We start from the raw sequence: 20,176 nt of genomic DNA, 5'->3' as shown, positions 1-20,176 counted from the left end.
GCGCACGAGCTTCATCGATCGGCTTTGCTGTTTACGCAAGCGGCTGGTGCTCGCCAACTCCGCCAGGCCGTGACCATGAGCATGACCGTGGCGGTAAGGCCAGGCATCAGGAAACCGAGCTGCCAGGTTGGGTCTTTCTCGAACTGCTTGCCCCAGATGACCCCCCAGGCCAGGGCCACCAGCGTGCCCACTATCGCCAGCCACTCACGGCGCAGGGTCGGCCTGACGGCCATCGCCAGGGTGTAGGCCTTCCAGCATCCGCACAGCGCCACGGTGGAGAAACCGATGACCAATGATTGGTATCCGTAGGAGCCGGTAGCGGCCATCGATATCAAAAGGAACGGTACGAACCATGAGAAGGCCAAGGTAACCGGTCCCATGCCGAGTATCGCGACGATCGTGAGAACGATCCGAAGCATGAGAAACCTGTCCATTTCGTTGACTGCTCCGTGACAGTGGCCTATGCGCGCAAGCACATGTCGAGGTCAGGATATTGCCTTGCGCCAGATAATCAAAGTGCGTGGTGCCAATGGTCGAAGTATCGCCCCGGGGCAGCGCAGCAAGATAGCGGCTGCTTACGAAAAATGCCTGTGCGACGATCAGGCTACGCTGAAAACAGGCATGGAATGCTCATTTACAACCAGTAAAGTCGAGCGCGACCCCGGCCGTTGCTCGCCTGTTTTCGCCTTGCCTGATCGCCGCTCGGCGACTTTCCGTACAAAGCCTAAAGCCATCACCTCCAGAAGCATCAGTGAACCTTCATGGCTGTCGGGGTTCAGTTGTGCTGACCGCGCTTGCGATCTTCACGAAGGATTTGCCATGGGCCATGCTCCCCCCACCGCCAACGCCACGGTTCGCGTCGAACGTGAACTGAGCCTGCGGGCGGTGCTCACCGGCGCGGTGCTGGGCATCGTGCTCACGCCATCGAATGTCTACGCGGGGCTAAAGATCGGCTGGTCGTTCAACATGTCGATCATCGCGTTGCTGGTCGGCTTCGCCCTGTGGCAGGGCTTGGCGGGGCGCAAGAAGGATCGGCCCAGGTGGTCATTGCACGAAAGCAACATCAACCAGACCGTGGCTTCGGCCGCTGCCTCGATCATCTCGGGCGGGCTGGTCGCGCCTATTCCTGCCTATACGCTGCTCACCGGCCAGCAACTGGATCCGGTGCCGATGATGGCTTGGGTCTTTTCGGTGAGTTTCCTGGGCATCTGGATCGCCTGGTATCTGCGTCCGGCCTTGCTCAACGATCATGGCCTGAAGTTCCCCGAAGGCATGGCGACGCTGGAAACGCTGCAGCAGATCTACCGTCATGGGCGCGAAGCCATGACGCGGATCAAGGTGCTGTTCAGCGCCGCGCTGTTGTCAGGGCTGGTGAAGTGGATCGACGGCTTCGTCTGGGCGATACCGCGCTGGGCGCCCACGCCTGCGCTCGAGCGTCTGACCTTCACGCTGGAGCCCTCGCTGTTGCTCATCGGCTTCGGCAGCATCATCGGCATTCGCGTGGGCCTGACGCTGCTGTTCGGCGCCGCGCTGGCCTGGGGCGGCCTGGCGCCGTGGCTGGTCGACCGGGCCTTGGTGGTGCTTGCCCCGAACGCCAGCGGACCGCAGTTCGCCACGCTGGTGGAGTGGCTGTTGTGGCCGGGCGTGAGCCTGATGGTCTGTGCCACCTTGACTTCATTGGCGGTTCGTCTGTTCCAAGTGCCACGGCGACGACCCGGCAACTTCTCCGCGAGCCGGGCACCACACGCCAGGCTGCGGTTTTCAGCATGGCCTGCGGCTGGCCTGCTGCTGTCCATCGCGCTGGTGGTGACCCTGCAGGCGCTGCTGTTCGGGATCGACTGGTGGATGGCGCTGTTGAGCATTCCGTTGGCGATTTGCCTTGCCGTGGTCGCGGCGCGCGTGGTCGGCGCCACTGGCATCGCGCCAATCGGCGCCATTGGCAAGCTGTCGCAGCTCGGCTTCGGTCTTATCGCCCCAGGTCAAGTGCCGGTCAACCTGATGAGTGCCAATACGGCGGGTGGCGCGGCCGGGCAGTCCACCGACCTGATGAACGACTTCAAGGTCGGCCTGGCGATTGGCGCGACGCCGCACAAGCAGCTGATCGCGCAATGCCTGGGTATCTTCATCGGCAGCGTGGTTGGCGTGCTGGTGTACCTGATGCTGATCCCTGATCCGCATACCATGCTGCTCACCGAGCAATGGCCCGCACCGGCCGTCGCGACCTGGAAGGCGGTGGCCCAGACGCTGACGCAGGGGCTGGGGGCGCTGTCGCCAGAAATTCGCTGGGCGATAGTGGCCGGTAGTGCCATTGGCGTGTTGCTGGGCGCGCTGGACAGCCTGCTGCCGCCTCGAACGGCCCGCTGGCTGCCAAGTACCGCCGCGCTGGGGTTGGCATTCATATTGCCGGCGTCGATCGCCATGATGATGGGCCTTGGCGCGGTGCTGACCTGGCTGGTCAGCTGCCGTTGGCCGAGCGTCACGGAGCGCTTTGCAATTACCGCGGCAGCGGGCTTGATCGCCGGCGAAAGCATCACGGGCGTAGGGACATCGTTCTGGGAGATGCTTCGGACGCTGTAACTGCGCAAGGTTGGGGCCGAACTTGGCCTGGCGATGCCTGGCGTGGGGTGCCACGCGGGCCATTGGCCATGGCTGGCTTCGAGCCCATCCTGCAGAACGCTACGCGGCGATGGTCTTGCTGGCTGGTCATGGCCTTTTCGGCCGTGTGCCGTGGCTCGGAAAGCCTGGAAGTGGCTACCTTGGCGCAGCCTTGGGTCTTCAGGTCTACGTCGCTCGCGCGTGTTTGCCAGAGGCGGTCACGGTAGCCGTTTCGAACTGTTTGGCCGGTCAGGCTTTTGATATCGAAGCCGGCGCCACACAGCCCTTCGACGTCGAATTCCATCATGCGCTGGGCAACGAACTGGATCATTGCTTGAGCAGCGTGTCCAGCTTGCAACGCGACGTGACACAGACGAACCCCGGCCGTTGAGCCGGGGGTTGCACTTCCAGCGTCCCAGTTTTTCCATGGCTGCATCCGCCAGACACGATGATCGACTTTTACGTTGTGATCAGGCACGTATTGGTCGATCTTCTGGATGACGAAGCCCGGCAGAGTGACGTTGACCTCCTCGGTCTTGGACGTGCCCCTACCAAACCGGACACCAACTCCCCGTTAAAATTGATGCTGCTGCCAAGCGCCTGAATTCTCTCCGTGATCGATATTTCAAAGCGCTGTGCGGATGCTGCTCGTTGTAATGCTCGAAGGCAATCGACAGATTGCGCAGCGCCGTTTCTCGATCCGGTTCGGGTATAGGCGCCACGTAATCTGTGAATTTGGTGATGGAAAACGAGTGGAGGGGGAAAAATCAAGTTCCAGCTCATGCGTTTGTCAAAATCACTTCAGGAGGTCGTATGCTGCTTGAGCAAAATTACGGTATATCTCTTTGTCTTTTTCGTCCATTTCACCATCTGCGTTAGCGTCCCCGCGGCCGTTGACCTTATCGTAGATACCGTCTTTTTTTGAAGAAGAGACAGAAATGGAGAACGCTATATCTTGCCCGGGTGTAGGACTCGATCAATACCTCAGGGCTGGTATCGCCATCGATCTCTGCAAGTGAAATGCGAATTTCTTTAAGGTTCATCGATACGGCTCCATTGGAAGGTGCTAATGCGCAATGAATGGTTAATTGCGGCCATCGATGTTGAGACTATCCCGCTATGCCGAGCATGACTACTGGTAGTAATGTCAGTTGCCATAGCGGCAGACGATAAGTATAAGCACCGATCACGGCGCCCACGGTCAACGTGCTGCACATTGGGAAGAACTTCTCAGCAGCTTGGCGGCGTCTGGCCGGTATTTGCATCGAAAGCCTGTCCTGGCTCGACTGCGCCGAGCGCTACGATCGAGCGTACACGTTCTTCTACATGGACCCGCCGTATTGGCAGACGGAAGGGTATGGGGTCCTTCCCGTTCGAGCAGTACGAGGAGATGGCCGACTTCATGCGCCGGTGTAAGGGGAAGCTCATGGTCAGCATCAACGATCATCCGGACATCCGGCAGGCGTTCGAGGGCTTCCACATGGAGCGGCTGGACATCCGCTACTCGACGGCCAACCAGCGGGTCGGCAAGGCCGAGGTCACAGGTGAACTGGTGATCACCAGCTGGGAGCCATCAGCACTGGGCCAGCTGTTCTAGAAATTGGCAGGGGCATTGAGTTGGCAGGACGCCGAAAGGAGGGAGGGCATGAGGGGCTTGTATGTTAGAATTGGGCCCAAAATAGGCCCAAACCTCTGGCTGGGCCCGAATCACCCCTCTGAAAGCCCCGCAGGACACCCTCTTGATCTCTACCGCCAACATCACCATGCAATTCGGCGCCAAGCCGCTTTTCGAAAACGTCTCGGTCAAGTTCAACAACGGCAACCGCTACGGCCTGATCGGCGCCAACGGTTGCGGCAAGTCGACCTTCATGAAGATCCTCGGCGGGGACCTGGAGCCATCTGCCGGGCAGGTGATGCTCGAGCCGAACACCCGCCTGGGCAAGCTGCGCCAGGATCAGTTCGCCTATGAGGAGTTCAGCGTCATCGACACGGTGATCATGGGCCACGAGCAGCTGTGGAAGGTCAAGGCCGAGCGCGATCGCATCTACTCGCTGCCGGAGATGACCGAGGAAGACGGCATGGCGGTGGCCGAGCTGGAAACCGATTTCGCCGAGATGGACGGCTACACCGCCGAGTCGCGCGCGGGCGAGCTGCTGCTGGGCCTGGGTATCCCGCTGGAGCAGCATTTCGGGCCGATGAGCGAGGTAGCGCCGGGCTGGAAGCTGCGTGTGCTGCTGGCCCAGGCGCTGTTCTCCGATCCGGACGTGCTGCTTCTGGACGAACCGACCAACCACCTGGACATCAATACCATCCGCTGGCTGGAAAACGTGCTGACCGCGCGCAACAGCACGATGATCATCATTTCCCACGACCGGCACTTCCTCAACAGCGTCTGCACCCACATGGCCGACCTGGACTACGGCGAGCTGCGCCTGTTCCCGGGCAACTACGACGAGTACATGACCGCCGCGACCCAGGCGCGTGAGCAGCTGCTGGCCGACAACGCCAAGAAGAAGGCGCAGATCGCCGAGCTGCAGACGTTCGTCAGCCGCTTCTCGGCCAACGCCTCGAAAGCCAAGCAGGCCACTTCCCGCGCCAAGCAGATCGACAAGATCCAGCTGGCCGAGGTCAAGCCGTCGAGCCGGGTGAGCCCGTTCATTCGCTTCGAACAGACCAAAAAGCTGCACCGCCAGGCGGTAACCGTGGAGAAGATGGCCAAGGCCTTCGACGACAAGGTGCTGTTCAAGGACCTGGGCTTCACCGTCGAGGCGGGCGAGCGCGTGGCGATCATCGGCCCCAACGGTATCGGCAAGACCACCTTGCTGCGTACCCTGGTAGGTGAGCTGGCACCCGACCAGGGCGCGGTGAAGTGGACCGACAGCGCCGAGGTCGGCTATTACGCGCAGGACCACGCCCACGATTTCGAGGACGATGTGAGCCTGTTCGACTGGATGGGCCAGTGGACCCAGGGCGAGCAGCTGATCCGTGGCACCCTCGGACGGATGCTTTTCTCCAACGACGAGATCCTCAAGTCGGTCAAGGTCATTTCCGGTGGCGAACAGGGGCGCATGCTGTTCGGCAAGCTGATCCTGCAAAAGCCCAACGTGCTGGTGATGGACGAGCCGACCAACCACCTCGACATGGAGTCGATCGAAGCCCTGAACCTGGCGCTGGAGAACTATCCCGGCACGCTGATCTTCGTCAGTCATGACCGCGAGTTCGTCTCGTCCCTGGCCACCCGCATCATCGAGCTGAGCCCCAGCGGCGTGGTGGACTTCAGCGGCACCTACGACGACTACCTGCGCAGCCAGGGCGTGCTGGTCTGATCTGTCCGGCGGGGCGGGCGTCTGACCGCCCCGCCGATTCAGCGCAACAAAGCGGATGCCAGCGCCTCGTCTCGGCGCTAGAGTGAACGGATCCTTGTCCTGGCCGGAGGCGTCTCATGTCCAATGCGTTTACCCACATGCCATCGCCGGTCGGGACCCTGACCCTGGTGGCGCGCCAGGACTGTCTGGCGGCGGTGCTCTGGGAGCACGAACGGGCCAACCGGGTGGCGCTGGGCGACTTGCACCGCGACGATGAGCACCCGCTGCTGCTGGAAACCGCACGCCAGCTCGACGAGTACTTCGCCGGGGCCCGGCAGCGTTTCGAGCTGCCGTTGGATTTCGCCGGCACCACTTTCCAGCGTCAGGTCTGGCAGGCGCTGCTGAACATCCCGTTCGGCGAAACCCGCAGCTATGGGCAGATAGCCCGGCAGATCGGCAACCCGACGGCGGTGCGTGCCGTCGGCGCTGCCAATGGGCGCAATCCGATCTCGATCATTGCACCGTGCCACCGAGTCATCGGCGCCTCGGGCGGGCTCACCGGCTTCGCTGGCGGGTTGCAGGCCAAGGCATTCCTGCTGACCCTGGAAGGGCGGCAGGCAGTGCTGGCACTGGGCGCAGACTAGCCCGGCTCATCGAGGCGCGCGCTGGTCCCGGTTCCACGGGCCACGCAAGCTGAGCGCCTCGGCGTGCCCGGTAGCCAGGTCCATCAGCACCAGGCCTTCGCTTTCGCCGTCGAGCTGGTCCAGCAATTGCCCGCGGCCATCCCAGGCGGCCGAATGGCCAGCGCCGGTGAAATCTTCGGCAGCTCCCACACAGTTGGCCAGTACTACCGGCATTTCCAGCCGCCGCGCCACTTCCGGATAATGTTCGAAACCCTGGGTCACGCCCTTGGTGGTCTTGGCCACGCTGACCAGATAGAGCGTCGCGCCCAGCGCGCGAGCTTGCTGGGCGTGGTTGAGGAACATCGACTCATGGCAGATGGCCGGGGCGATCTGCTGCGGTCCTGCCTGGAAGACCAGTTGCTGATCGCCAGGCACGAACCAGTGCATCTCGTCCTCGTGCAAGCGTCGCTTGGCATAGGCCAGGCGTGGCTGGCCCGCGCGCAGGATCGCCATGCCGATCTTCACACCCTGCAGGCTCGACACTGGCAACCCCACGGCCACCGCGATGCCGGCCGCATCGCAGGCAGCCTGCAAGGGATCGAGCAGCGACGTGCCGGCCGGCGCGGAGAGCTGCCTGGCCAGGCTCGGGTAATAGCCGGTCAGCGAAAGCTCGGGGAACGACACCAGTTCGGCGCCTCGGGCCTTGGCCTGTTCAAGCCACCACAGGTGACGCTCGAGGTTGCCTTGCACGTCGCCCTTGAGCGAGGCCATTTGTACGGCGCAGATCTTCATCGTCAGTCGTCCCTGGCAGGTAGTGGAGGATCCAGGGGGCGAGCATACCCCTGGCCACGGACCTTCACCAGTGCCTGTCCACAAGGGATCGATCGCTGGCCTGGCTTTTGGCCAGTATTGCGACGAGCGACACGATTCGGCTGCTCAGGAGGCAGGCGGGCTGGCGAAGCGCTGGCGGAACCAGTCGGTGAGCATGGCTTTTTCAGCATACAGCCGGTCGCTGCTGGCCTGCCGCCCGGGCCTGCTCAGGTAGGATTTGTCGCTGACACGGTCGGCGGCCTGGATGGAGGCTTGGCCAGGCTGCTCGAAGGTGTAGTAGAGGTCGATGCTTGGCCAGGTGATGTCGCGCATGAAGCGCACCTCGTAACCCGGACCATGCCAAGGTTCGAAGCGCCCGGCCAGGTCGATGTCGCGGATTTCGATCCGCAGGCGCTGGCCTGGGGTCAGGTAGCGTTGGCCCAGCTGCCGCAGATGCTTGGTCAGGGCCTCGATCACGTCCGCGTCGGCGCCGCGTGCGGGGCCAGGGCCTCTGAGCCGAGCGTCACGATAGTCTTGTGGCTGCTCGAAGCGGACCTCGACCTGGGCGGCCGGCTGGTCCTGGGCGACACTGGCGCCACCTGCGAGCATCAGCAGGGCAGCCATCAGGGGAGTACGCATGTGACCTCCGGACAACCTTCTGTGCCGTCTACACCGCGGCAACTCGACACTGTAGAGCAGGGCGAGGCCCGTGCGGTTCACTGTCGCGAGGGACCGGTCATCTGTCCGGGTGCAGCCTGGGCCTGCGTTCAAGCGGTCATCTCGAGTGCCAGATGAACCAGCACGCCGGCACCCAGCGCCAGCAGCATGGCGCCTGAGCCGCGCTCGAGCCAGGGCAGCGCCAGCTCGAACCGGCGCAGCACGCGGCGATTGCCGATCGCCATCGCCACCAGCAGGTCCCAGCCCAGGACTACCGCGAACATCCACATGCCATAGACCAGCTTCCAGCCAAGGCTCGACTGGCTGCCGCTGACCAGGCTCGCCAGGCTGACGTAGAACAGCGCGTTCTTCGGATTGAGCAACCCAGACAGCAGGCCCATGCCGAAGGCGCGTGTCCAGTCACGTCCAACCGCCGCCCGTGGTTCTTCGACCGCCAGCCTGCTCTTGCCGGCATGGCGCAGGAACGACACGCCTATGTACAACAGGTAGGCGCAACCGGCCAACTGCAAGGCGACGAACACGATGCTGCCCGGCTTGAGCACGGTGAAGCCGGCGAAGGCGGCGGCGATGAACAGGCCGTTGGCCATGGCGATGCCCAGGCAAGCGCCACTGGCAACCTGCCAGCCGGCGGTGATCGACGTGCGGGCGACCAGGAAGAAGTCCGGTCCAGGCGACAACAAGGCAAGAAAGTGGGCAAGGGCGATGATCAGGAACTGTTCCATGGGCGGCTGTGCTCAAGGTGCAAAGCCACGATTCTGGCGCCTGCCTGGGCCGGCTGTATTGAAGATTATTGCGCGCCGGCGGCCCGGTAGTGCCCCGGCGTCGCCCCGACATGCGCCTTGAATACCCGCTGGAAATGGCTCTGGTCGGCGAACCCCAGTCGGCAGGCGATCTCGGCCAGCGCCATGCCTTGGCGCAACAGATCGCGGGCTCGGTTGATCCGGATATTGAGCACATAGGCGTGGGGCGTGAACCCGGTTGCCGCGCGAAACGCCCGGATCAGCTGGTAGCGGCCAAGACCGGCCTGGTGCGCCAGGTGTTGCAACGGCAGCTCTTGCTCCGCGACCAGCGCGATCTGTTCGAGCAACCTGTCCAGAGCCGGGGCGCTCAGCTGCGGTGCAGGCGCGCCCGGCAGAGGCGGATGCTGCGAGAAATCGTGATCGCCGATGAACTCGATGACCGCGGCTTCCTTGCCGCTTGTCGAGGTCTGGGAAAACAAGGTGGCGTTGAGACGACAGAATTGCCGGTACAGGTCGATATCCCGGGTGACCCTGGCAGGCGCGCCCGGCTCGCCGGCGCGGGTGCCGTTTTCCAGTCGAAGCTCGGTGAGCCAGGCTGCGTCCAGGTGCAGCATCTGATAGCTCCAGGCATGCCCCGGCGCGGGGTTGCAGGCGTGCAGCCGTTGCGCCGGCACCATCACCAGGGTGCCTGGCGCCAGCCGTTCGACGTCTGCGCCTGCACCACTGAAATGACTGAAGCCGGCATCGACCGCGCCGATGGAAAAGGTCGGGTGGCTATGGGGACGATAGCAGGCCCGGCTGTGGCAGGCGCGGCGGCTTTCGATCCAGGGCAGGGCGGGATCGTGCCAGAATTCGCTGAGTGGTCGAGGCATGGGAGATCGCAAATCGCTCACGGGAAGGCGCAGTCTACCGCCAGTGGTGCTGTACCGGTCAATTCGCATGGGACTGTGCTTGACCTGGAGGGGCTTGGCGGGTGAACTCGCAGGCTCGGAAGGAGAAGATCATGGAACTGACCACGCTGTTGCTGTTCATCCCTGCCTGCTTCGCCTTGAACATGGCGCCGGGGCCGAACAACCTGCTCTCGCTGCACAATGCCAGCCGTCATGGCCTGCGCACCGCCTGCCTGGCTGGCGGCGGCCGGCTGCTGGCCTTCGCCGGGATGATCGCCCTGGCGGCCATGGGCCTGGCCGTGGTGCTACATACCAGCGAGTACCTGTTCCTGGCGATCAAGCTGCTCGGTGCCGCCTACCTGTTCCACCTGGCCTGGCAACTGTGGCGCGCGCCAGTGGCGCAGGACCGCATGGCCAGCGAGCAGCCGCGAGGTGTGGGCTACCTGGCACGGCAGGAGTTCCTGGTGGCTGCTGGCAATCCCAAGGCAATCCTGATCTTCACCGCTTTCCTGCCACAGTTCGTGTCGGTGGGCAGCATCACCCCGGTCGGCGAGCAGTTTCTTTGGCTCGGTGCCTGGTTTCTGCTGCTGGAATGGTTGGCCATTGCGCTGTATGCCGCCCTGGGCGCCTACCTGCAGCGCTGGTTTGCCCGACCGCGTCCGCGTCGCCTGTTCAACCGCCTGAGCGCGACATTGCTGGGCTGCGCCGGCCTGGGGTTGCTGGCAGCCCGGCGCTGATGCCCCAGGCTGCCTTGCGCCACCGCCTCAGAACCGCCAGCGCACGCCCAGCTGGCCGCCACCGTGCTCTTGCGCTCGTCCGTCCAGGTTGGTCGAGTAGCGCATGCCAGCATGTACGCTCAGCTCGCGACTGACCTGCCCGACCACGCCAACGTCGAGCTGCGCCGCGGTGTTGCGATGATCGGTGCGGATCCGGTCGCGACCATCGAACTCGACGGTATCGCGACCGCCACCGGTGTGCAGCACATCCAGCTGGGCGTAGGGTTGCACGGCGCTGCCGGCGTCGCGAACGAACAAGCCCTCCAGGCGCACGCCGACGCGCGCGGTGGCTTCCACCTGGCTGTCGAAGTCGATGCGCGAGACGCGGTCACGGCTACCGTCGAGCTGCAGCTTCTGGGCGATGACCTGCGCTTGTGGCTCGATGGTCCAGCGCTGCGACAGCGCCAGCGGATAGCCGGCCTCCAGCGATGCGGTCCAGGCGTGGCCGTGGAGATCGATCCGGTCGCCACGCTGCGAACGTGCGTGGCCGTCGAGGTCGGTGTATTGCAGCACGGCATCGAGGTAGCCGGCGCCGGGCGTGACCAGGGTCCAGTACAGCCCGGCGCTGTCGCCGTCCAGGCGCAGGTCGCCCACCTGTCGATCTTCCCGACCCAAGGCGAAGCCTTTCACGTCGCCTTCCAGGCGGCCGTTGCCGACATACAGGCCGACATGCTGGCGGTAATCGCCGGTGACGAAGGCATACAGGTCCTGGCCAACCTTGAAGCCGTACAGCTCGCCGTCGATGCCGGGGCTGACCGTCCCGCTCCATTGCTGGCGCAGGTTGCCGCCGTAGGCCTGGCCCCAGCTGGCGGGAAGGCTGCCTTGGCCGTCGAGCAGACGCTGGTCGCCCTGGCGCTGGTGAAAGCTGCCCAGCGTCTGTCGCGCGATCAGCGCCGCGCCACGCGGGGCCGCGCTGTAGACCGCGACTTCGGGCCGGTACAGCGGCACGGCTTGGCTCGAAATCGCGGTGGGCAGGTCTGCCTGGCCTGGTGCTGGCGCGGCCACGGGGGCCTGGGCGATCGGGGTGGGGGCTGGCTCCGGTGCAGGTGCAGGTGCAGGTTCTGGCGTGGGCGCGGGGCTGGGTTCGGGCGCCGGAGCAGGTTGTGGTTCAGTAGGCGGCGTCACTGGCGGTTCGGTGGGGGCCGGCGGCACCGGGGCGGCCACCAGGGTCGAGCGCAAGTACCAGCTGTTTTCGCTGCCAGGGGTGACGCCGCCCTTGAACAGGCGGTAATCGTAGGCCCCCACCGAGAGCACCTGGGTCTGCACGAACGCGCTGGCGGTGCTGGTGGTGCCTTCGCGGGCTTCGACCACCTGGATGCCATTGGCCACGGTGACGGCCCCGGCACCAGCAAGATTGCTCACCTGCAGGTTGGTCGTGCCGCTGATGCTGCCTTGGCTCACCACTAGCCGATCGGAAGGCGCATCGTCGCCCGCCAGCACGCTGTTCACCTGCAAGGTGCCCCCGTTGCCGGTGTAGTCACCGGTGACGGTCAGGCGGCCCTGGGCATCGCCGCCACCGCGCAGGTCGAGGGTGCCGGCATTGACCAGCCCGGCGCGCTGGCCTGGGGCGAACGGCGCGAGGCTGCCCTGTCGCGAGTGCAGGCGGCTGCTGGCATCGATGTCCAGCGTCCCGGTGCCGCTTTCGGCATCGCCGAGGACCAACGTATCGTCCAGCTCCAGGCGGCTGGCATTGCTCAGGCCGATGTGCTCGAACTGGCGATACAGCGCGCCGCTGGTTGGCTGGCTGGCGCTGAAGGTCAGGCTGTCGGTGCCCAACCCACCGTCGATGGGGTTCACCAGCGTTTCGCCAGCCAGGCCACCGAGCAGGGCCGTGTCGTCGCCCGGGCCCAGGTCGACCGTGCCGGCGATGCTGCCGCCGTCCCAGGTGAAGCGATCCTGGCCAACGCTCAGGAGCACGTCGCCACCAATGCTGCCGCCGTGGACCAGCACCTGGTCATCGCCGCCGCTGACACTGATGTTGCCGCCGATGCTACCGTCGAAGATCTCGATATGGTCCCGGTCGAATGCCGCGATCAAGTTGCGCTCGATGAGGCCGCCACGCATGATGAAGGTGTTTTCGTCCAGCCGCATGTTGACGCTGCCGATCTGCCCACCGTCCATTTCGGCGTAGTCCCCGCTGTCGAAGGTGCCGACGATCCGCCCGCCGCTCATGTAGAAGCGATCCAGGCCGTCGCCCTGGTTCACGCCACCTTCGATGAGTCCGCCGCTCATGCGCAACTCGTCGATGCCGCCGCCTTGGTTGACGCTCCCGGCGATGCGCCCCGAGGCCATGTCGAGCGTGTCGGTGCCACTGCCGAAGACCACGTTGCCGGCGATCTCGCCAGTGCCGCCGGCCGGCAAGGTCAGGCCGTTGTCACCGGCCGTGTCGATCAACCCCTGCGCCGTGCCGCTGTCACACAGGTAGCTGTCGTTGCCCTCGCCAGGGCTGAGGTCGCAGGCCGCCTGGGCCGCGGGGCAAGCCAGGGCCGCCAGGGTCAGTGAGCCCAGTGCCCGCCAGACTGGTCTATGCATCATGCCATCTCCGTCCGTCCATCGGCCGCGACCACTGCCTCGCCACCTGCCGTTGGAGCCGCGAGGGTCATGCCGGGGTTGTACAGAGTGGTTTCGGAGGCTGGCAACTGGCAGAAATGTCGGCTGGCGTCCGGCCATCAACCCCTAGTCGCGGTAGAACACCTGGACCAGGTGAAAGCCGAAGCGCGTCTTGATCGGGCCATGGACCACGCGCAAGGGCTTCTTGAAGATGACCTGGTCGATCGCCCCGACCAGCTGGCCGGGGCGCACTTCGCCCAGGTCGCCGCCGCGCTTGCCGGACGGGCAGGTCGAGAACTTGCGCGCCAGCACGTCGAAGGCCTCGCCCTTGGCCAGGCGTTGCTTGATCTGCTCGGCCTCGGCGGCGGTCTTGACCAGGATGTGGCGGGCTTGTGCTTTCATGACGAGGACTCTGCCTTGCTGCAAAAAGCGGCCATTATGCCTGATCACGCAGTTCCTCGCGGTCGCGGAACTGTTCCAGCGCCTGCGGGTTGGCCAGCGCATCGGTGTTCTTGACTGGCAGGCCGTGGACCACGTTGCGAATGGCCAGCTCGACCAGCTTGCCGCTGATGGTGCGCGGGATATCGTCGACCTGTGCGATCACCGCCGGGACATGCCGCGGTGTGGTGTACTGACGGATCACCTGGCGGATGCGCTGGCGCAACGCGTCATCGAGCCGCAGCCCCTCACGCAGGCGAACGAACAGTACGACGCGCACATCGTCGTGCCACTGCTGGCCGATGGCGACGCTCTCCAGGACCTCGGTGATCTTCTCGACCTGGCGATAGATTTCCGCGGTACCGATGCGCACACCGCCCGGGTTGAGCACCGCATCGGAGCGGCCATGGATCTGCAGCCCACCGTCAGCTGCCTCCTCGGCGTAGTCGCCTTGGCACCAGACACCGGGAAACTGCTCGAAATAGGCCGCGCGGTAGCGCGAGCCGTCGTCATCGCCCCAGAAACCCAGCGGCATGCAAGGAAACGGGCGGGTGCACACCAGCTCGCCCTTTTCGCCGATCAGCGGCTGGCCATGTTCGCTCCAGACCTCGACCGCCATGCCCAGTCCTTTGCACTGGATCTGGCCGCGTCGTACCGGCAGGGTCGGATTGCCGAGCACGAAGCAGGAGACAATATCGGTCCCGCCAGACATGGAGGCCAGGCACAGGTCGGCCTTGATGTGCCGGTAGACGTAATCGAAGCTGTGTGGCGACAGTGGCGAGCCGGTGGACATGATCGTGCGCAGGCTGCTCAGGTCATGGGTGGAGGCGGGGCGAAGCCCGTGCTGTTCCAGGCTGGACAGGTACTTGGCGCTAGTGCCGAAGGCATTGATGCCGTGCTCGTCGATCAGGTCGATCAGCCGTTCGGGGCCAGGATGCAGCGGCGAGCCGTCGAACAGCACCAGGGTCGCGCCGAGCGCCAGGCCGCTGACCAGCCAGTTCCACATCATCCAGCCGCAGGTGGTGTAGTAGAACAGCACGTCGTCGGTCTTGAGATCGTTGTGCAGGCCATGTTCCTTCAGGTGCTGCAGCAGCACGCCACCGGTGCGGTGGACAATGCACTTGGGCACTCCGGTGGTGCCGCTGGAGTAGAGAATGTAGAGCGGATGGTCGAAGGGCAGGGCGACGAAGTCCGGCTCGCCGCCCACCTCGTAGAAGTCGCACCAAAGGCTCGCCTGGAGCCCTTGGAACTCCTCGGGGCGGGTTTCGGCACGGCCGTAGGGCACGATCAGCACATGTTCCAGGGAGGGCAGCTGCGCGATCACCTGGTTGAGCTTGTCCACCTGGTCGATGGACTTGCCGGCGTACTGGTAGCCGGCGCAGGCGATCAGCAGCCTGGGCTCGATCTGGCCGAAGCGGTCGACGATTCCGTGCAAGCCGAATTCCGGCGATGAACTGGACCAGATCGCGCCAAGGCTGGCGCAGGCGAGCATGGCGACGAGGGTTTCCCAGGTGTTGGGCATCACCGCCGCCACCCGGTCGCCGGCCTGGATGCCAATCCGCCGCAGGGCCCGCTGCAGTCCCGCCACCTGTGCCGCCAGTTCGGCATGCCCCAGTACTCGAGACTGACCATCTTCGCGAACGCTGACCACCGCCGGGTGCTGATCGCGGCGTCGCAACAGATGCTCGGCGTAGTTGAGCGTGGCGCCCTCGAACCAGCGCGCCTCGAGCATGCTGGCGCCTTCGGTCAGTACCCGCTCGGCCCTTGCCTGCCAGCGCACCTCGAAGAAGTCGGCCACGCTCTGCCAGAACGGCCCGGGCTGCTCGATGCTCCAGCGGTGCAGGGCGTGGTAATCCGCAAGCGCCAGGCCCAGGCGCCGGTTCACGTAGTGGCGCAGGTGTTCCATGCGGCTGGCTTGCCGTTGCTGCGCCGAGGGCTGCCAAAGGATCTGGTTCATGTCGCATGCTCCCTTCGCTGTCTGGGCTGGCCTGGCCCAGGCCTGTTCCCGATCGAGTCCCGTGGCCTATTGGGCAAGCCAGCCGCCATCGATGTTCCAGGCCGCTCCGCGGACTTGGCTGCCGGCTTCGCTGCACAGGAACAGCACCAGCTCGCCCAGGTGCTGCGCAGTGACGAAGGCCAGCGACGGCTGTTTCTCGGCGAGCAGGTCATGACGCGCCTGCCGTGGATCGCCGCCTTCGGCGACACGCGCGTCGATCTGCCGTTGCACCAGCGGCGTCAATACCCAGCCAGGACAGATGGCATTGCAAGTCACCTGGCTGGTGGCGGTCTCCAGGCCGACCACCTTGGTCAGGCCGACCACGCCGTGCTTGGCAGCCACATAGGCGGCTTTGCCGGTGGAGCCCACCAGGCCATGGACCGAGGCGATGTTGATGATCCGTCCCCAGTCACGCTCGCGCATGCCGGGCAATGCCCGCCGCGTACAGTGGAACACGGCGGACAGGTTCAAGGCGATGATGCGTTCCCACGCCTGCACCGGGAACTGCTCCAGCGCCGCGACATGCTGGATTCCCGCGTTGTTGACCAGAATGTCGACCGTGCCGAAGCGGCGCTCGGCCTGGTCGAACAGCGCCTCTATCTGGTCAAGGTCGCCGAGGTCGGCCGGGTGATGGCAGACCTGGCCGCCGAAGGCTGCGACACTGGCGATGGCGCCTTGAACATCGCCGAAGCCGTTGAGCACGAGATTGGCCCCGCAGCGGGCCAGGGCCTGGGCGATCCCCAGGCCGATCCCGCTGGTGGAACCGGTGACCACTGCCGTCTTGCCGCTGAGATCCATGCACTGCTCCTGTGGTGGCTCTTGCCAAAGCGTAGTACCGATCTGTGGCGGCGGCATTCGAGTGGCCCGCCGGGGCAGGCTGACGAGCGCGAGGATAGTGAGGCCGAGGCGGCCATCACGGTGTTGCGAAAGAGCGGGAGGGGCAGGCGCCGCGAGCGGACGAGGCGGGCCGCAGTGCCTGGTCGCCGCAGTCTCGGCAGCGACAGGCGATTGGCGCGCGGTGCGCGACGCCAGGCGGGGCGGATCAGTCCTGGCGGCTGGTCACTTCGAGCAAGTGGTAGCCGAACTGGGTCTTGACCGGGCCCTGGACGGTATTGAGCGGTGCGCTGAACACCACGGTATCGAATTCCTTGACCATCTGGCCCGGCCCGAACGAGCCCAGGTCACCGCCCTGGCGGCTGGACGGGCAGGTGGAGTTGGCCTTGGCGATTTCGGCGAAATCGGCGCCGCCTTCGATCTGTGCCTTGAGTTCGTTGCACTTCTCTTCGCTGTTGACCAGGATATGACGGGCAGTGGCACGTGCCATGGGAGCGACTCCTTGAGGAAAAACGCAAGCCTAGCGCAAATGGCAGGCGGTGTCTCGGGGGCAGAGGCAGCAGTGGTTGTAAAAGCTGGCGCAGCCCAGGCTGAGCTGTCAGACCGGCCGCGATGGGCCGCACAGCGGCCCTGAAGCCAGGTGGCAACGCCCCAGACCAAGCGCCCCGTCCCACCGCAGTTGCCTGTTCTGTCAAGGTTTCGCATGACGGCGGTTGTCCGGTGGCGGATATCGGACCTCGTTGCGGGCCAAGCGCGGCATGTGGCCGCTCAGGTACCCGCTCGAGCGTCAAGCCTGCCCCGCCACATCGCGCAGTAGCGTTTCGGTCGATGTCCAGCCCAGGCAGCCGTCGGTGATCGACACGCCGTACTTCAACGCGCCCTTGCCCAGGCTCTGGCAGCCGTCGAACAGATGGCTCTCGAGCATCACCCCTACCAGCGAACGATCCCCGCGCGCCCGTTGCGCCATGACGTCCTGCAGCACCGCTGGCTGGCGTGACGGGTCCTTGCCGCTATTGGCGTGGCTGCAGTCCACCACGATCCGGGCCGGCAGTCCGGCCTTGGCCAGGCCCTGACGAGCTCGCTCGACACTGGCGGCGTCATGATTGGGACCGGCGTGCCCGCCGCGCAGCACCAGGTGCGTATCGGGGTTGCCCAGGCTCTCGATGATCGCCGGGAAGCCCTGGGCATCGATGCCGAAGTGCCGGTGCGGGTGCGCTGCGCTGCGGATCGCGTCGCAGGCAACGGCCACGCTACCGTCGGTGCCGTTCTTGAAACCGACCGGCATGCCCAGCCCGCTGACCATTTCTCGGTGGATCTGCGATTCGGTGGTACGCGCGCCAATCGCCGCCCAGCTCAACAGATCCTCGAAGTAGCCGGCCGCCATGGGCTGCAGCAGTTCGGTGGCCACTGGCAGGCCGCGTTCGAGCATGCCCAGCATCAGGCCGCGCGCGAGCGACAGGCCTGAATGCATGTCGTCGCTGCCATCGAGATGTGGATCGTAGGCCAGGCCTTTCCAGCCGACCGTGGTGCGCGGTTTCTCCACGTAGGCCCGCATCACCAGGAACAGCTTTTCGTCCACCTGCGCTTGCAGGCCTGCCAGGCGGTCAGCGTATTCCAGGGCCGAACGCGGGTCGTGGATCGAGCAGGGGCCGACGATGACCAGCAGGCGTGGGTCGCGACCTTCGAGAATGGCGCGCAGCGTCTGGCGATGCATCTGGACCTGGTCGGCGAGGGCGCTGGACAGTGGCATCTGCTGCTTGAGCAGGTGTGGGCTGGGAAGGCGCCGGCTGACGGCGCTGTTGGCGGCTTGGGGTTGGGTCAGTGGCAGGGCGAACGAGCAGGTTTGCATGGCAGGTTCCTTGGGCGGACGGCGGGTCGAGGCCCGCGGTCGGCCCTATCGAGGTGTTCGACAGGTTGTCGTGATGGGGTCTTGGACCGTGTTGCCACCAGTGATCGACCGAACGGAGGCGGCAGGCTGGCCCGAACGGGATTGGCTAAATCGCCATGCATAGCTGCTGTATGGGTAGCGGTAGGTGTAGGTCATTTCGGTATCCTCGGTATGAATCGGTCGGTGCAGGGCCTGGAAAAGCAAAACCCCCGGGCGGGGGGCCGACCGGGGGTTGAGTATTCTCGTGTTCGGCGGCCCCTCGAAGGTGGGCGCCGGTGTGAGTATCAGCGGCGCCAGTGGCTAAACCAATACCCGTAATAAAAGCTGGCGATGCTCTTGCAGCCGGCAACGGCCTGCGCCGGACGCGGTGGGCGACCCGTGCGGCAAGCGTGATGGCGAAGGCTGTCGGACATGCTGTTCTCCAGTGAATGCCCCGAGCTTACTCCAGTCGGGCGCGAATGTTCAACGGCATGTTGCTATTGATCTCGATAGCCTGGCCTCATCGACGCAAGTAGGCGCTGAAGTCGATGTCGCCCGCGCTGAGAATGGCTTGCACGCGATTGTGCACGTTGAGCTTGCGCAGGATCGCCGACACATGCGCCTTGACCGTCGTCTCGGCGATGTCCAGGTGATAGGCGATCTGCTTGTTGGCTTCACCCTTGGTCATGCGCTCGAGTACCAGCAGCTGCTTGCGCGTCAGTGCCTGCAGCAGCTCCGGGGCGAAGCCTGGCGTGGCCGCCGCGTGCCGGCGGGCAGGCGCCTGGGTGCGGATGATGTCCGATGGCAGATAGACATTGCCGTCGAGGATGCGCTCGATGGCCTCGGTCATCTGCGAGCGCGGCGAGGACTTGGTGATGAAGCCGACGGCGCCATAGGTGATCGCCTGCAGCACGACCTGCTTGTCCTGCTCGGCCGAGACGATCACCACCGGGATGGTCGGGGCCTCGTTGCGCAGGTTCATCAGCCCGCCCAGGCCGTGCATGCCTGGCATGTTCAGGTCGAGCAGGATGAGATCGAGGTCCTCGTGCTGCCGGGTCAGTTCCAGGGCGCTGTCCAGGTCTGCGGTCTCCATCACGTCGCTGTCTGGGAAGCCATCGGTGATCACGCTGCGGATGGCTTCGCGAAACAGCGGGTGGTCATCGGCGATGAGGATCTTGTACATGGCTTTGCACCTTTTTCTCTTGTTGTCATGGGGCCGCGCTTGGCTGGCGCGGGCTCGCAGGCGGCGGTGTGGTCAAGGTAGCAGTACTCCCGGCGTTGTCCCAGTAGTGCCCGGAACAATGCCTGGCGGATGCGACCATCGACAGCCGAACCAGTACCAAAGTAGTAAAGGAGCCGCTTGGTGGCAGCCCTAGGATGGACATTGGCCAGGATCAGGGAGAACAGGCATGGCCATCGTATTGGTCGACGATCATCCGCTGCTGCGCCTGGGCCTGGCCACCGCGCTGGAGACGGCGCTGCCTGGCCTGCAGGTGCGCCAAGCCGGAAGCGGCGAGCAGGCCCTGCAACTGGTTCAGGCGCAAGTGCCGGGGCTGGTGCTGATGGACTTCGGCCTGCCCGGCATCAGCGGGCTGGAAACCACCCGCCGGCTGCGCCTGCGCCTGCCGCAGCTGCGCGTGCTGTTTCTCAGCGAGCATGCCGAGCTTGGCCTGGTACGCCAGGCCCTGGCAGCTGGCGCCTGCGGCTTCCTCTCCAAGCAGGTCGAAGCCTCGACGCTGGTCGAGGCGGTACGCCGCTGCCTGTCCGGGCAGGCCTACATCGAACAGGCCATCGCCACGGCCCTGGCCTGCCAGCCGAGCCAGGGCGCGGACGATCGCCTGCAAGGCCTGACCCAGCGCGAAACCGAGATCTTCCTCATGCTCGCCAAGGGCGTTTCCTTGCCAGGCATTGCCCAACGGCTGTGCATCAGCCGCAAGACCGTCTCCAACCATCTGAGCCTGGTCAAGAGCAAGCTGCGCGCCGGCTGCCAGGCGGACCTGGTACGCCTGGCGATCGAGACGGGCCTGGTGGGCGCTGCAAGCCTCAAGCTGCAAGCTTCAAGCTGACCGTGCGC

At 65.0% G+C, this 20,176-nt stretch carries 17 protein-coding genes and 4 pseudogenes; 6 read left to right on the top strand and 15 right to left on the bottom strand.

What is annotated here, in order from left to right; translation table 11 throughout:
- Positions 1-11: 11 nt before the first annotated feature.
- Positions 12-419 carry a hypothetical protein gene (locus tag ACY8GK_RS06945; protein ID WP_462402693.1) on the bottom strand — a complete coding sequence of 136 codons (408 nt, stop codon included), beginning with the start codon at positions 417-419 and terminating at the stop codon, positions 12-14.
- Between the two features lie 400 nt (positions 420-819).
- Here ACY8GK_RS06945 and ACY8GK_RS06940 point away from each other — a divergent pair, with 400 nt between their 5' ends.
- Positions 820-2,577, top strand: coding sequence for an OPT family oligopeptide transporter (locus tag ACY8GK_RS06940; protein ID WP_462402994.1), 1,758 nt, complete (start codon positions 820-822; stop codon positions 2,575-2,577).
- A gap of 121 nt (positions 2,578-2,698) precedes the next feature.
- On the opposite strand, the pseudogene ACY8GK_RS06935 reads toward ACY8GK_RS06940, so the two are convergent.
- The 3 pseudogenes from ACY8GK_RS06935 to ACY8GK_RS06925 all read right to left on the bottom strand — a co-directional run.
- A pseudogene (locus ACY8GK_RS06935) lies at positions 2,699-2,926 on the bottom strand (transposase); the annotation flags it as partial.
- A 79-nt stretch (positions 2,927-3,005) separates the two neighbouring features.
- Positions 3,006-3,133 (bottom strand): annotated as a pseudogene (locus ACY8GK_RS06930) (type II toxin-antitoxin system HicB family antitoxin); the annotation flags it as partial.
- Between the two features lie 10 nt (positions 3,134-3,143).
- Positions 3,144-3,329 (bottom strand): annotated as a pseudogene (locus ACY8GK_RS06925) (IS3 family transposase); the annotation flags it as partial.
- Positions 3,330-3,783: 454 nt separating this feature from the next.
- Between ACY8GK_RS06925 and ACY8GK_RS06920 the strand changes: the two are divergent.
- The 3 genes and pseudogenes from ACY8GK_RS06920 to ACY8GK_RS06910 form a co-directional block, all read left to right on the top strand.
- A pseudogene (locus ACY8GK_RS06920) lies at positions 3,784-4,192 on the top strand (DNA adenine methylase); the annotation flags it as partial.
- A gap of 142 nt (positions 4,193-4,334) precedes the next feature.
- Positions 4,335-5,921, top strand: coding sequence for an ABC-F family ATPase (locus ACY8GK_RS06915; protein WP_196178797.1), 1,587 nt, complete (start codon positions 4,335-4,337; stop codon positions 5,919-5,921).
- Between the two features lie 116 nt (positions 5,922-6,037).
- Positions 6,038-6,544 (top strand): methylated-DNA--[protein]-cysteine S-methyltransferase, encoded by a 507-nt coding sequence (locus ACY8GK_RS06910; protein ID WP_196178796.1) that lies wholly within the window; start codon positions 6,038-6,040, stop codon positions 6,542-6,544.
- Positions 6,545-6,550: 6 nt separating this feature from the next.
- Here ACY8GK_RS06910 and ACY8GK_RS06905 read toward each other — a convergent pair whose 3' ends face one another.
- From ACY8GK_RS06905 to ACY8GK_RS06890, 4 genes are all read right to left on the bottom strand, one after another.
- Positions 6,551-7,315 carry a carbon-nitrogen hydrolase family protein gene (locus tag ACY8GK_RS06905; protein WP_462402692.1) on the bottom strand — a complete coding sequence of 255 codons (765 nt, stop codon included), beginning with the start codon at positions 7,313-7,315 and terminating at the stop codon, positions 6,551-6,553.
- Positions 7,316-7,459: 144 nt separating this feature from the next.
- Positions 7,460-7,972: a DUF3016 domain-containing protein gene (locus ACY8GK_RS06900; protein WP_196178792.1), complete on the bottom strand. Its 513-nt coding sequence runs from the start codon at positions 7,970-7,972 to the stop codon at positions 7,460-7,462.
- Positions 7,973-8,100: 128 nt separating this feature from the next.
- On the bottom strand, positions 8,101-8,733 hold the full coding sequence (locus ACY8GK_RS06895; RefSeq protein WP_196178790.1) for a LysE family translocator: 633 nt from the start codon (positions 8,731-8,733) through the stop codon (positions 8,101-8,103).
- 65 nt (positions 8,734-8,798) lie between these two features.
- The gene (locus tag ACY8GK_RS06890; protein ID WP_196178788.1) at positions 8,799-9,623 is read right to left on the bottom strand and encodes an AraC family transcriptional regulator; all 825 of its coding nucleotides are present in this window, start codon (positions 9,621-9,623) and stop codon (positions 8,799-8,801) included.
- A 131-nt stretch (positions 9,624-9,754) separates the two neighbouring features.
- Here ACY8GK_RS06890 and ACY8GK_RS06885 point away from each other — a divergent pair, with 131 nt between their 5' ends.
- A complete protein-coding gene (locus ACY8GK_RS06885; RefSeq protein WP_462402691.1) occupies positions 9,755-10,378 on the top strand; it encodes a LysE family translocator in 624 nt (207 codons plus the stop codon).
- Between the two features lie 27 nt (positions 10,379-10,405).
- On the opposite strand, the gene ACY8GK_RS06880 is transcribed toward ACY8GK_RS06885, so the two are convergent.
- From ACY8GK_RS06880 to ACY8GK_RS06850, 7 genes are all read right to left on the bottom strand, one after another.
- On the bottom strand, positions 10,406-12,952 hold the full coding sequence (locus ACY8GK_RS06880; protein WP_462402690.1) for an autotransporter family protein: 2,547 nt from the start codon (positions 12,950-12,952) through the stop codon (positions 10,406-10,408).
- A gap of 141 nt (positions 12,953-13,093) precedes the next feature.
- A complete protein-coding gene (locus tag ACY8GK_RS06875) occupies positions 13,094-13,369 on the bottom strand; it encodes a peptidylprolyl isomerase (RefSeq protein ID WP_196178784.1) in 276 nt (91 codons plus the stop codon).
- Positions 13,370-13,403: 34 nt separating this feature from the next.
- On the bottom strand, positions 13,404-15,362 hold the full coding sequence (locus tag ACY8GK_RS06870; RefSeq protein WP_462402689.1) for an acetoacetate--CoA ligase: 1,959 nt from the start codon (positions 15,360-15,362) through the stop codon (positions 13,404-13,406).
- 66 nt (positions 15,363-15,428) lie between these two features.
- Positions 15,429-16,199 carry a 3-hydroxybutyrate dehydrogenase gene (gene hbdH / locus ACY8GK_RS06865; protein WP_196178780.1) on the bottom strand — a complete coding sequence of 257 codons (771 nt, stop codon included), beginning with the start codon at positions 16,197-16,199 and terminating at the stop codon, positions 15,429-15,431.
- 244 nt (positions 16,200-16,443) lie between these two features.
- Complete coding sequence (locus ACY8GK_RS06860) at positions 16,444-16,725, bottom strand: peptidylprolyl isomerase (protein ID WP_196178778.1); 282 nt, start codon at positions 16,723-16,725, stop codon at positions 16,444-16,446.
- A 297-nt stretch (positions 16,726-17,022) separates the two neighbouring features.
- Positions 17,023-18,084, bottom strand: coding sequence for a 3-deoxy-7-phosphoheptulonate synthase (locus ACY8GK_RS06855; protein ID WP_462402688.1), 1,062 nt, complete (start codon positions 18,082-18,084; stop codon positions 17,023-17,025).
- Positions 18,085-18,622: 538 nt separating this feature from the next.
- Complete coding sequence (locus tag ACY8GK_RS06850) at positions 18,623-19,285, bottom strand: response regulator transcription factor (RefSeq protein WP_196178774.1); 663 nt, start codon at positions 19,283-19,285, stop codon at positions 18,623-18,625.
- Positions 19,286-19,511: 226 nt separating this feature from the next.
- Here ACY8GK_RS06850 and ACY8GK_RS06845 point away from each other — a divergent pair, with 226 nt between their 5' ends.
- Complete coding sequence (locus ACY8GK_RS06845; RefSeq protein ID WP_196178772.1) at positions 19,512-20,168, top strand: response regulator transcription factor; 657 nt, start codon at positions 19,512-19,514, stop codon at positions 20,166-20,168.
- Positions 20,169-20,176: the final 8 nt, after the last annotated feature.

The sequence above is a fragment of the Pseudomonas sp. Marseille-QA0332 genome, assembly GCF_054950175.1.
The sequence above is the reverse complement of the archived record's forward strand: the minus strand, read 5'-3'. Positions and strand labels throughout refer to the sequence as shown.